8 protein-coding genes and 1 pseudogene are annotated in these 12,455 nt (G+C 46.9%); 5 read left to right on the forward strand and 4 right to left on the reverse strand.

All coding sequences use genetic code 11. From position 1 onward, the window contains the following. Positions 1-14 precede the first annotated feature (14 nt). The 3 genes from DYH27_RS05245 to DYH27_RS05260 all read left to right on the forward strand — a co-directional run bounded on the left by DYH27_RS05245 (position 15) and on the right by DYH27_RS05260 (position 4,343). Positions 15-440, forward strand: a complete 426-nt coding sequence (locus DYH27_RS05245; RefSeq protein WP_013671159.1) for a BT0820 family HAD-type phosphatase — start codon at positions 15-17, stop codon at positions 438-440. Positions 441-967: 527 nt separating this feature from the next. Beyond that, complete coding sequence (locus DYH27_RS05255) at positions 968-1,927, forward strand: AAA family ATPase (protein WP_025067380.1); 960 nt, start codon at positions 968-970, stop codon at positions 1,925-1,927. Positions 1,928-1,940: 13 nt separating this feature from the next. Further along, positions 1,941-4,343, forward strand: coding sequence for a S8 family peptidase (locus tag DYH27_RS05260; protein WP_025067379.1), 2,403 nt, complete (start codon positions 1,941-1,943; stop codon positions 4,341-4,343). A 95-nt stretch (positions 4,344-4,438) separates the two neighbouring features. On the opposite strand, the pseudogene DYH27_RS05265 reads toward DYH27_RS05260, so the two are convergent. The 4 genes and pseudogenes from DYH27_RS05265 to DYH27_RS05280 form a co-directional block, all read right to left on the reverse strand. Continuing rightward, positions 4,439-5,273 (reverse strand): annotated as a pseudogene (locus DYH27_RS05265) (Fic family protein). Positions 5,274-5,539: 266 nt separating this feature from the next. Continuing rightward, a complete protein-coding gene (locus tag DYH27_RS05270) occupies positions 5,540-6,667 on the reverse strand; it encodes a nucleotidyltransferase family protein (protein ID WP_025067378.1) in 1,128 nt (375 codons plus the stop codon). Between the two features lie 31 nt (positions 6,668-6,698). Continuing rightward, entirely contained in the window at positions 6,699-8,627 is a 1,929-nt protein-coding gene (locus tag DYH27_RS05275; RefSeq protein ID WP_029216398.1) for a polysaccharide biosynthesis protein, read from the reverse strand. Between the two features lie 168 nt (positions 8,628-8,795). Further along, a complete protein-coding gene (locus DYH27_RS05280; protein WP_025067377.1) occupies positions 8,796-10,184 on the reverse strand; it encodes a toxin-antitoxin system YwqK family antitoxin in 1,389 nt (462 codons plus the stop codon). 148 nt (positions 10,185-10,332) lie between these two features. Between DYH27_RS05280 and DYH27_RS05285 the strand changes: the two genes are divergently transcribed. Further along, the gene (locus DYH27_RS05285; RefSeq protein WP_025067376.1) at positions 10,333-11,244 is read left to right on the forward strand and encodes a phosphate acyltransferase; all 912 of its coding nucleotides are present in this window, start codon (positions 10,333-10,335) and stop codon (positions 11,242-11,244) included. Positions 11,245-11,345: 101 nt separating this feature from the next. Then, positions 11,346-12,410: a butyrate kinase gene (gene buk, locus DYH27_RS05290; RefSeq protein ID WP_025067375.1), complete on the forward strand. Its 1,065-nt coding sequence runs from the start codon at positions 11,346-11,348 to the stop codon at positions 12,408-12,410. The last annotated feature ends 45 nt before the right edge of the window (positions 12,411-12,455 follow it).

The following is a 12,455-nucleotide window of genomic DNA, read 5'->3' on the forward strand; positions in this document are numbered from 1 at the left end:
GCCAGAACAGGAAAATGACAATTGCAATTGATTTCGACGGGACCATCGTCGAACATAAATATCCGAAAATCGGTGACGAAATTCCTTTCGCCACCGATACCCTGAAGATGCTGATCAAGGACGGACACCGCCTGATACTGTGGAGTGTAAGGGAAGGCGACCTGCTCCAGGAGGCGGTTGACTGGTGTCATGCCCGCGGGGTTGAGTTCTGGGCCGTCAACAAGGACTACCCGGAGGAGGAGAAAGACAAGAACAACCATTTCTCCAGAAAACTCAAGGCGGATATGTTCATTGACGACCGCAACTTCGGCGGACTGCCGGACTGGGGTACCATCTATCAGATGATTACCGCCCACGAGACCTGGGAGAGCCGCGGCTTCGGTCATCAGTCTTTTGAGGACCACCAGCCCCGGAAGAAGAAGCATTGGTGGAATCTTTGAGGCACATTGGTTCTGCGCCGTTTCTGGCACAAGAGGCAGTATTCCCAACCGGTCGGGAACCGTATTCCCAACCGCTGGGAACAACAGTCCCGGCCGCCGGGAACAGCCGTCCCAGCCGATGGGGAACAATCCTTCCCGGCAATCAGGAAAATACCGGCTGCCGACAAACCGACAGACCTACTGGCAGACAGAAACGTCTCCAAGAACGGGGAATCTTCCCTGAACAAGAAAGGAAAAGCAAGGAGGTGTGTCAAAATTCAGAATTCAGAAACCCCTCCTTATCATATTGACGGTTTCAACCCCTCATAAACATCAAAGCAACCGCTATCATCGAGTTATTGATTCTTTGGTAGCGGTTGTTCTTCACAAATGACAGCTGTCTTTAGTTGGAAGCGGGTCTTGACACACCCTCTTGTCAGTTTTCTCACTATGTTAAAAATATCAATATCCCAAACATTTTCAATTCCAAAATTTTTCATTTTCAATATAAGACGCTATCTTTGCAATAGCAAATATTGTATATATTAATGGCTACAGCTGAGCAAATTTTATCACTGATACGTAATCATCTAAACAATGATGATGCACAGTTCAGAAAGGTTGCCCTGCAGATTTCCGCTGTGGAGGCAAGAAGTGGTCATGCCATAGTAGCACGTACTATACAAGAAATGCTCAATCAGAAGAATACCTCCTTAAGGACAATGCGTTTAGTATCCAAAAACAAAGATGTAGATGATTTGCTGTTGCAAGTGGATACTTATGAAGACATGAAAAGTTTGATCGTCGCTCAAGGACTTAAAGAGAAATTAGAAAGAGTCGTCAAAGAGTACCTAAAGAAAGAAAAACTAAGAAAGTATGGATTGGCAAATCGCCGAAAACTATTGCTGTATGGAGCTTCAGGAACAGGCAAGACGATGACAGCCAATGCCATTGCAAAGGAATTTAACTTGCCGTTCTTTGTCGTCAGGACAGAAAAGGTGGTAACAAAGTTCATGGGAGAAACGGGGCAGAAACTTGGACGTATCTTTGATTTCATCAGCGATATTCCTGCTGTATATCTATTTGATGAGTTTGATGCTATAGGCTCTCAGCGTGGAATGGATAATGAAGTCGGAGAACAGCGAAGAATTCTTAACACATTCCTGCAATTGTTGGAACGGGATGATTCCGACAGCTTTATTATTGCAGCTACAAACAGCATAGAATCCATAGACAAAGCCATGTTTAGGCGATTTGATGATGTTATTGAGTATAAATTGCCAGATAAAGAACAGCGATTGACTTTACTGCATGAATATCTTTATACTGCAAAAGACTTGGATTTCGCTTCAGCAGAGCCTTTGTTTGAAGGTATGAGCCATGCTGAAATCAAAATGGTATGTTCTGACATTTTCAAGGAATCTCTTCTTAATAAAAAGAAGATAGAACTTTCACTGGTTCAAACCATTGTGAATATGCGTCATCAGTTAAGCTATCAAATCAGCTAAACAATGGAACGATATGCATAAAAAACATTTCTATTTAGGCAACAACATAGCCGAAGCTCAGGATTTCTCGCCACGGAGCCAAAAAATTAAAGGATATCAACTTCCTCAAAGAGATAGAACAGCACATTCCACGTTGGTGAGAGAATGTTATAAAGCAGCAGTTGCTCATGCCATTACTTGCCAAGAAGAAAGAGAACGACAAGGTTTCCCTGTAGCAAACGGAGTGTATGTTGACTTGGAAATGGATAAAAAGTTTGTTCCTGATTCGCTGGGTAAACAGGATGGGAATGGCGGTGCAACCATTATGAAAGTCACGGATAAAGGTAATAATTCGAGCGTTGACGTGACTGTATTCGTGAAAAAAGACAAGAAGGACTGGCTTGAAAAGAAAGTTGACAATTATGAAAATAAAAACACACTAAAAGGGAATCCTTGCAATGAAAAGATAATAGCTCCAATTAATGACATAGTAGCAACAGATACCAGGACTCTCTATATCTCAGCGTCAGAATTCGATGCGATACCAGAAGATGGTTTGTTCCGCTACGAATTGTGGTTAAGCCATAGTAAGGAAAATGACAAGGGAACTATAGAAACAACTTTGTTGCAACTGGGAATAGAGAAAATTGCAGAACCATTGCTTTTTGATGGCGTTGATGTATGGCTGATAAAGGCTGATAAGCAACAACTGAGTTCGCTTCCTCTTTCATTAGGCTATATTGAAAGCATTCGTCCTTACAAAGAACCATCAATTCTCACAAGTAGTAATCCTGTGAATAGAGAATGGAATGAACTCATAAGAAATGAAATCACATATTGTGATGATGCGGAGAATGTGATAGTGGGTATATTGGACTCAGGGGTAAACAATGAGCAAGAATTGTTAAAACCTTCACTGCCAAATGAGCGTATGGGTATAGCTATTGGTGTGCAGGAAGCAACAGACAAAACCGATCATGGTACAGGTATGGCAGGACTTGCCTTGCTGGGCGATTTGACGGATATAGCTTACCAACGAAACAAAACGGTAGATGTGCATCATTCGTTGTCCTCTATTAAAATTTATGAGAATGGGCATGAAACACCCAATGAATTTTATGGATCCGTCATAGAAGAAGCTATTGACAAAGCGGCAAATATGGGAGCTTCCATACAATGTATGGCTATTACAGACGAAAGCTCATACAATGGAATAGCCACGTCAAGCTCAGCAGCACTTGATGAAAGTATCTACCATCAAGGACTGTGTGACAGGTTGGTTTTAGTATCTGCAGGGAATGTAGAGACGAGTGGTGTTGATTCTGACCATTATATTGAATCTTGTAAAGCAAATGCCGTAAAAAGCCCTGCACAAGCATGGAATGCACTGACAGTTGGAGCTTATACAGAAAAGGCAGCTGTAAACGACCCTGCCTACAGACCCTTGGCTTCCTTAGGAGGTATTTCGCCATATTCTTGCAGCTCGTTCCCATGGAATGAAAAACGTAACAAACCTGAAATTGTAATGGAGGGTGGCAATGTGGCTTACCACAACTTGTTAAAAGAAACGGCACATCATGATTTGAGTCTTGTTACTACCAGTAATAATTTACAAAAACCTTTGGAGCCGTTTTGTGCTACAAGTGCCGCAACAGGATTGGCTACAAGGCTTGCAGCACGGATAAAGGTAGAAAATCCACGATTGTCAATGCTTTCCATTCGTGGTCTGATGGTACATTCCGCTCGATGGACTGACGAAATGAAGCGTATTGACAACATAGAGGAGCGTATGTCTCTATGTGGATATGGTGTACCTGATGAGGATATAGCATTATATAGCAATGAAAAATATACTACCTATATCTTTGAAAATCAACTTAAACCTTATATAGAAGGAGACAGTAGCAATATTTATGGGCAGATGCACTTCTATGATTTGCCGTGGCCAAAAGAATTATTGGAAGAAATGGGTAGTGAAGGCGTAAGAATTCGTATCACCTTATCTTATTATGTAAAGCCTTCACCAGGTTATGCAGGAAGAACCAATAAGTATCGCTATCCATCCGCAACATTACATTTCGATCTGAAGACTGCTACTGAAACGCAAGAAGAGTTCCTTTGTCGTCGAAATAAATATGAGGAGGGCATTTCTACGAAAAACGATACTAACAGGTGGACTGTCAAACAACAAAAAAGGGAAAGGGGTACAGTACAATCTGACTGGATAAAATGCACTGCTGCAGATTTGGCAGAGATGGATAAAATAGTTGTATTTCCTGGGCCGGGATGGTGGAAAAATAGAAAATTGACTAATGTGGATAATATAGTATCCTATTCTCTTATTGTATCTATAGAAACGAAAGAGACAGATATATACACTGCAGTAGAAGCAGCTATCGAAAATCGCATTGGGATACAGATCGCACAAGAAACATAACAAACCATTCTGCGTAAGCAATGCGTAAAAAAAATTGAGTCATGGAAACTCAGTGATACTACACAAGATGCAAAATAGAGAGAAGACTCTCTTTTCTATCTTCGGAAATGCCGTCGTGGTCTCTTTACTTCTTCTTCCTCTTCTTTCGTAGATAGTCTATAGTTTTCAATTTCCTGCTGGAGATTCTTAGCGTGTTCTTCAAACATGAAATTCTGGAAAGGAGTACTTGTCCCCTCTTCCCTTGATGCGATTAAAACGTTGATGTAATCAGCCTTGTCTTCTTTTAGCACCTGAGAGGATACAAGTCCAAACTCATTCTGCAGATGATTCATAATCAGCCTTGACATCCTGCCGTTACCATCTACCCACGGATGAATTGTGACGAGCTTCAGATGTGCATCAAAACTCAATTTATATTGCTCATATATATCAGGACTATCAAAGTAGTTGCCCACGTCTTTCGTTTATCTCATCACAGAAATCCTTTAATTTCTGTGGTACTTTTAGGTAGTTCATATATGACTTACCGCCAAATTCCGTTGTTACATTAACCAACCGTAAATCTCCTTAAGAAGAATCAAATGAGCCTCCGAGTGTGTTGTATTCTCCTCCTGTTCTTCTCATCACTATTGCAGAGAGTTCTTTCAGCATGGAAACAGAGAAAGGTGTATGTTCTTTAGATAGGTCCATACTTCTTTCATAAACCTCTTTCAAGTCAAGGTTCATATTCTGTTCTATGATGTTTTTTCCCTTGGCTGTAATACCATTGTCAAAAAGCAGCTGGTTTTCAACTTCCGTCATTGTAGGACCTTCAATAGCCGTTGAATGAGCTACGATGGAATACAAATGGGATTTATCGCAATCTATCTGTTCTTGAAAACCCGATTGCCTATACTCCTCTAATATGACCAAAAATGCCAGCCTGTCCATTGCTACTTAATTTTCTCAATCGCAAATATACTAAATTATATAAGCTCTAAAAACATCTTAATAAAAAATGCCCGTTCGGCCGATAGGCCAGCATAATATTATAAATTCGTCCTCTGTTACTCGTCGTACGTCATACAAATAATCGAGACCTCTGCAAAATCCTTCAATTAACATGGACTTATAGCACACTCTCATCAACACCTGAAGAAATGTTGTGTGTCAACACTGGCTGAAGAAAAGAGCAGAAGTGGATAAATAATACTGTCTTATTTCTGAAGCCGGTGCAGACGACGACGCAGATAAGCCTTGTAAATCATGTGCCACCAGCGTGAGAGCGGACGTCCCCAGATGGTTTCAGACGGGAAATCCAGCGCAAAGTGCAGATTCCTGTAAATTTCAACAAAGTACTGCGAGTAGACGGATTTCCCTGCAAAAGAATAACGCTTGTCATGAAAGCCGAAGTTACCGGCCTGTAACATTTCTGACACCAGCATCCTGCCGATCCTTTCGTCAGGCTTCAACAGCAGATACTGTTCAGGAAGCCCCAGAGTTTCCTTCATCACATACATTACAGCCGCAGCAAACTTGTACATCCCTGTCTGACGGAAGATGCGGAGCGTCTTCCGGCGTTCCTCTTCGTTGAAGCCGCGAAGCAGCAGGTAATAATAATCTATCATCTGCCGCAGGCCGATACCCTCGAAGAAGAAATGGTGCATGAGGTGAGACATCTGGAAAACCCGGTTGAAATCGTCCGTCAGGGTGTACATATACCCCAATCCGTCAGGAAGTTCCGTCAGGTTTTCAAACTGTGCGGCCTTGCATTGATTGAAAAAGCGGCGCAGCCGGTATTCATGCCATAGATTGCCCATGAAGGACGGGAAGAAATGTACTTCGACAGGGGTTTTGAAACAACCGACTTCTATATGATGATAGCCTATTTCTCCGCAGCTGTCCAGCTGTCTGGAGATACGGATGACATCCAGGGTCTTCGCATCTGTCCAGAGATCGATGTCACCTGAAGTCCGCATATAAGGGTCGGGGTACATCAGGGCATTCGTCTGCCCTTTCAGCACGCAGCCATGCACACCATGTTTCTTCAGCATCAAGGCCGTAAGTTCCGAGGCATCCTTGTAGGCCTGACGGTTGGCCTGCCCGATAACCGAACAGCTGCCATACCATTTAAGGACCTGCTGCCTGCCGGGACGATGTTCGGACTGGGAAAGCCGCTTGATTCCATGAAAAAAGACACCCAGAATGGCTTGCTTGTAACCGAAGTCATAGAGGGCGTCCCAATCCATCTCGGCCAGACCGGCAGGTTCGGCCGCATCTTCCTGCAGACAGAAGCGCAGGAAGTCAAAAAAAATTGCAGATAATTTTATTTCTTTCTCATCCATTTGTGACAATTCATTTCCACAGCATCCCCCGTCAAGAAACATCTTTCCTGTCAAGAACGGAATACTTACTGTTATTGCTCACATATTCCGGTACGATTTCTTTCATCTTGCCGACAATTGCCATGTCGTCATAAGTTCTGCTCAGCAAGACCAGCGCATCGATCTGCCTGCTCACAGTTTCATAGTCGTATTCACGCACCTTGGCTATGCGGATTTTGTCGTGGAAACTGGGGAGGGTGTTCTCGGTCGTGCTCAGCACCTCTTCATACAGTTTCTCACCGGCACGCAGACCTGTGTACTTCACCTCAACATTCTTGGCCCCGGAAAGTCTGATCATCCGTCGGGCAAGGTCGGCAATCTTGACCGGTTTTCCCATATCGAAGACGAAAATCTCTCCGCCGCTCCCGTGTGTTCCCGCCTCAAGCACCAGCTTGCAGGCCTCCGGAATCAGCATGAAGAAACGGATGATGTTGGGGTCGGTGACCGTTACCGGACCACCTGCCTTGATCTGCTTCTCAAACAGCGGTATCACGGATCCGTTGGAGCCCAGCACGTTTCCGAAGCGGGTGGTGACGAACTGCGTAACAGGTTTGCCCCCGGCCTGCTCGTTGATTTTCTTGTTCAGGCTCTGGCAGTAGATTTCGCAGATACGCTTCGAGCATCCCATCACGTTCGTCGGGTTGACGGCCTTGTCGGTGGAGATCATCACGAACTTCCTGACACCGTACTTCACACTGAGGTCGGCAATCACCTTCGTTCCCCAGATGTTGTTCTGTATGCTCTCGGAAGGATTGTTCTCCATCATCGGGACGTGCTTGTAGGCGGCGGCATGGAAAACATAATCGGGGCGGTAGGTCTGGAAAATCTTTTCCATGCGGGCTTCATTGGCAATGCTGGCAACGATAGTGTGGGCCTTGATTTCCGGCCAGTCGAAGTGCATCATCAGCCGGATGTCGTGCTGCGGAGTCTCCGCCTGGTCGATCAGGATCAGTTCCGCTGGATGATAGATGGCAATCTGTCGCACCATTTCAGATCCGATGCTGCCTGCCGAACCCGTTATCATGATTTTCTTTCCACGCAGGAGACGGCCGATAGCGTCCATGTCTACATGGATCTGTTCGCGTGGAAGCAGGTCCTCAATACTGATTTCCTTGAGCTGCACGTCGGTATAATCGTCGTCCTTGCTCCACTCCTTCTCACCCGAAGTGATGTAAATCCGGATGCCAAGTCCCAGAAGGATGTCCTGCAATGCCTGGTCATTACGGAAACGCTCGTTCTGCAAGGGAGAAACCAGGACTGCCTGGATGTTCAACTCCCGGATGCGGTCCGCAAGGTGATCATCCACCACAAAAATCTTCGTTCCCATGAGGATACGCCCTTTGATGGACGGGTCATGTGCAATAAAACCCTTCAGCAGGAAACGGCAAGGCTGCTCGCTACGGATGATTTTCGCCAGACCAACGCCACCGTCCTTCACACCGTAGATGAGTGTGCGCTTTCCCTTGTCCGTATTGAACAGGACATCGTAGACCGACTTCGTCAGGATGCGGAACGCCATCATGCCGATGGTTGCGACAAGATACATGGCTGCAATCTGCCGGCCTTCGAGCCGCACAAACTCCAGGTCCCAGTGATAGACTACATAGTGCATTATCTCGGCAATGCCGAGCGAGAGCAGCATGGCCAGCGCCACACGCTGCAGATCGACAAAAGAAGAATAACGGATGATGCCCGAATAGGTGCGGAAAAGCTTGAAACCTATCAGATTGAATATCATGTACATGAAGATGGTCTTGCTCAGCAGGACAATGTTCCCCAGGGCAACCGCCCCGTGATAATAGAGCCAGAAGACAAAGATGCCGGAAAGATAACAGATAAGAATGTCTATGCCCAATACGACCCAATAAGGCAGAGCATTGATAGAAAGATACCAGTTAAAGAGCTTGTCGACTATCTTCATATGCCATTCAAGAATTAAGTACAAACCTGCTTTGAATGCAGAAAGCAGATTCGCAGAACCATTTTAATAGTTTTAATTTAGGCTGCAAATTTAATCAAAAAAACTTAAACGTCCTAATTTAAGTTGCGGAGAATTAACTTGGTAGGTGAGAATTCACAATTTCTTACATCACCTCACATCCATCTGGATATGGTAAAGTCCGGCATAGAGACCGGGCTGATGGGTGAAAGTGACGATGACATCTCGCTCCCCATAAACTGCCAGTACATTCCCGTGTTCTAGGATGAAATTGCCGTCCGACGCACGATACTCCCCCCCTCCAAGCACCTTATAACCGGCTTCGACAGCCTGTCGGGCAAAGAAGAGCATCTCATCTTCCGACCCCGTGAAGAGATTGATGCGGTCTATGGAGAGCCTGCCGCCTGCGGAAGAACCGAAGAATCCGATCTGCCGTGGATTGCTGCCTGTCACCCTGTCTCTGCCGTTCTGTACATCATAAGTCATATTGTGATGGAAGATGATTTCCTTCTGTGTGCCATAGCCGTCGATTGTCTGTGAAACATCCAACCGAAATCTCCTGCCCAACGCCGCCAGTTCGGCCGTACTCCTCATACGTTCGCCATCGACGTTCAGCAGGCTGTACAGATCAGGAAAAGAAAAAAAGTATGGGGGAATGCCTGAGACAGCAGATACCCCAAACACTTTCACCGGGGCGGAACCGCCTGCCGGACCGTCTGGATACCTTACGTCCGCTGCCAGCCTTTCCTCCTTTGTCATTGCCTTTGAAGACCTGACATGAGTATTCTTACGGTCCGACATGACAGCCGCATGAGCCGGCAGTCTGCCTGAAACCATCTGCACATCTTCACGATCTGCATTACAGGCCATGGTCTTTCCCGTGTTGCCTTTCTTTCCCTTTACTTCCGACACATGGATTCCCTGCCTCTTCGAGACGGTCTTCGACTGCGCCATGATCAATGCCTCATCATGGCGGTAACGCTCGCAGAAGGCATCTTCATTGGTGGTCTTGTCTATATAATGGTCCTTCCCACCCCGCGTCTCGCTGACTTTGGTACCATTGCGCCATAGGGTGGTATATTCAAGATGACCGTTTTCATTGTAAGTATAACAGGGTCCGTCAAGGACTCCATTACGATAACTCAGCTTCATTCCGATATTGCCGCTCGGGAAGAAGGACAAGGCACGGCCGTCTGCCTTGCCGTTCCTGTACTGCATGACAGACTCCACCCTACCCGACTTGTGGAAGGTCCGGCACACGCCGTCCAGTACCGTGTTGCGGTCGTTCTGCCTGCTGAGGGAAATGTAATGCTTCTCGGCCTGCAGCTGTCCGGTGATGAAATAGTCGTAGAACATCTTCCGTCCGCTGTCGTCAACCGCCAGGACACGGTAATACGAAGCCTTGTCGGCACTGGCGACACCTTGCCAGCGGCTGTTGTAGAAGATAGCACCATGAGGAATGTAGGCACGTGACATCCGCTGGGCCGGCACCAGTGTAGGGACAAAGCACGCAAGCAGGATAAAGTACAGACGTATCATATTTCAATCTCTAATTTATCCGCAAATATACATCAACGGAGCTGAAAAAAAGAATTTTCTTATGTTTTTTCTCAAAAGAAAGGTTATATTTCAAAACAAAGTAGTATCTTTGTCACATCATCGGAATATAACTGAAAATCGATTAACTATGCCAGAACAAAGAAAGACGATCAAAGACTTTAGACAGCTCATCAACCTTCTCAAACAGAAGAAGATATGCAGACGTACCGTTGTGGTATGGCCGGAAGACGGTCATACACAGGAGGCTGTCAGCAGAGCAGCACAAGAAGGATTCATCGAGCCGGTACTGGTCTGTTCTGAAGAAACCCGGAAAAACTATGCCGGAGCACATGGTTTCAGGTCTGTGACCGTCCAGGGAGCTGAAGAAGCAGCACGGAAAGCTGTCGGACTGGTAAGGGAGAAGCAGGCTGACATCATCATGAAGGGCTTCCTGAACACGGATGTACTGCTGCGTGCCATACTGGACAAAGAGCTCGGAATCCTGCCGAAAGACACGGTGCTGACACATATCACGGCTGCCCGGCTGCCAGAATACCACAAGCTGCTCTTCTTTACAGATGCCGCCGTCATCCCCACACCGACCGACCAGCAGCGTCGGGAACAGGTAAGATACCTCGTTGATTTCTGTCATGCCTTCCAGATTGAATGTCCCAAGGTTGCCCTTATCCACTGTTCCGAAAAGGTGGATGAACGCCATTTCCCCTATACAGCTTCTTATTCCACACTCCGGAAAGAAGGAGAGTCCGGAGCTTTCGGTCCCTGCATCATCGACGGTCCGCTGGATCTGAAGACATCCTGTTCGGCTGAAGCCATGAAGGTCAAACAGATCTGCTCGCCCATTGGAGGTGATGCTGATGCACTGGTATTTCCCGACATCGAGGCCGGCAATCTGTTCTATAAAGCCGTCACCCTCTTCTGCCATGCCGAGACTGCCGCCGTCCTCCAAGGTACAATGGCACCCGTCGTGCTGCCCAGCCGAGGCGACACCATCGACTCCAAGTTCTACAGCCTTGCCCTTGCAAGCCTGATTTCCAAGTAACAGATAAACATAGACAAGCAGCATATAATATATTAATGTGTAACCAAGCGTTGTGGCACACAAGCCCATACATATATTAAAATTAGGTATAACAAGACGTTATGGCATACAAGATATTAGCAATCAACCCCGGATCAACATCCACAAAGATTTCACTTGCGAACGACGACCAGCCGGTATTTGTGGCAGACATTGCCCACTCCCAGGAAGAGCTGCGCATATTCAAGCGCATATCCGACCAGTTCCACTTCCGTAAGCAGGTCGTCATCGAGGAACTGAAGAAACGCAACGTCCCACTCGACTTCGATGCCGTCATCGGACGGGGCGGACTGGCTAAGCCTGTCCCCAGCGGTGTCTTCGCCATCACGGAAAAGATGATCATCGACCAGCAGCAGGCCATCCACCAGCACGTCTGCGACCTCGGCTGCATGATTGCCGACGAGATTGCACGGGACATACCGGGCTGCCGGAGCTTCATCGCCGACCCGGGAGTCGTTGACGAAATGGAGCCGGAGGCACGCGTTTCGGGCTCTCCGCTGATGCCGCGGATGTGCATCTGGCACGCTCTGAACCAGAAAGCCATCGGCAGACGGTTCGCCAAGGACATGGGGACAACCTACGAGAAACTGAACCTGATCATCTGTCATCTCGGAGGAGGAATATCCATTGCCGCCCACGACCACGGCCGGGCCATTGATGCCAACAACGCCTTAGACGGCGAAGGTCCGTTCTCGCCGGAGCGGGCCGGCACTCTGCCGGCAGCCGACCTGATTCACCTCTGCTTCAGCGGGAAATATACCGAGGACCAGCTGCTGAAGAAAGTAAGTGGACAGGCAGGCCTCATTGCCCACCTCGGCACGAACGATCTCAAGGAGATAATGAACTGGATAAAAGCCGGCGACAAGCATGCCGAAGTCGTGGTGTCAGCCATGATATGGCACATCGCAAAGAACATTGCCGCCGAGGGGGCCGTGTTGTATGGGAAGGTGGATGCCATCCTCCTGACAGGCGGCATGGCAAAATGCGACTATATCATCGAACGGCTCAAGCGTCGGCTCAATTACCTTGCGCCCATCCACGTCTATCCGGGACAGGACGAGATGAAGGCACTGACAGAGAACGCCCTGGCCGTCCTGCGGGGAGAGAGAGCGGCACGAGACTATTGAGACGTGCCGCAAACAAGCAAGAACCTAAACAACTCAACTATCATT

The organism is Prevotella denticola (genome assembly GCF_900454835.1).
Lineage (GTDB): Bacteria > Bacteroidota > Bacteroidia > Bacteroidales > Bacteroidaceae > Prevotella > Prevotella denticola.

What these genes read in the sequence shown, in the direction of transcription:
- DYH27_RS05255 (WP_025067380.1), top strand. Translation starts at nt 968, where the DNA reads ATGGCTACAGCTGAGCAAATTTTATCACTGATACGTAATCATCTAAAC.
- DYH27_RS05270 (WP_025067378.1), bottom strand. Translation starts at nt 6,667, where the DNA reads ATGGATGAGAAAGAAATAAAATTATCTGCAATTTTTTTTGACTTCCTG.
- DYH27_RS05260 (WP_025067379.1), top strand. Translation starts at nt 1,941, where the DNA reads ATGCATAAAAAACATTTCTATTTAGGCAACAACATAGCCGAAGCTCAG.
- DYH27_RS05275 (WP_029216398.1), bottom strand. Translation starts at nt 8,627, where the DNA reads ATGAAGATAGTCGACAAGCTCTTTAACTGGTATCTTTCTATCAATGCT.
- DYH27_RS05285 (WP_025067376.1), top strand. Translation starts at nt 10,333, where the DNA reads ATGCCAGAACAAAGAAAGACGATCAAAGACTTTAGACAGCTCATCAAC.
- buk (WP_025067375.1), top strand. Translation starts at nt 11,346, where the DNA reads ATGGCATACAAGATATTAGCAATCAACCCCGGATCAACATCCACAAAG.
- DYH27_RS05245 (WP_013671159.1), top strand. Translation starts at nt 15, where the DNA reads ATGACAATTGCAATTGATTTCGACGGGACCATCGTCGAACATAAATAT.
- DYH27_RS05280 (WP_025067377.1), bottom strand. Translation starts at nt 10,184, where the DNA reads ATGATACGTCTGTACTTTATCCTGCTTGCGTGCTTTGTCCCTACACTG.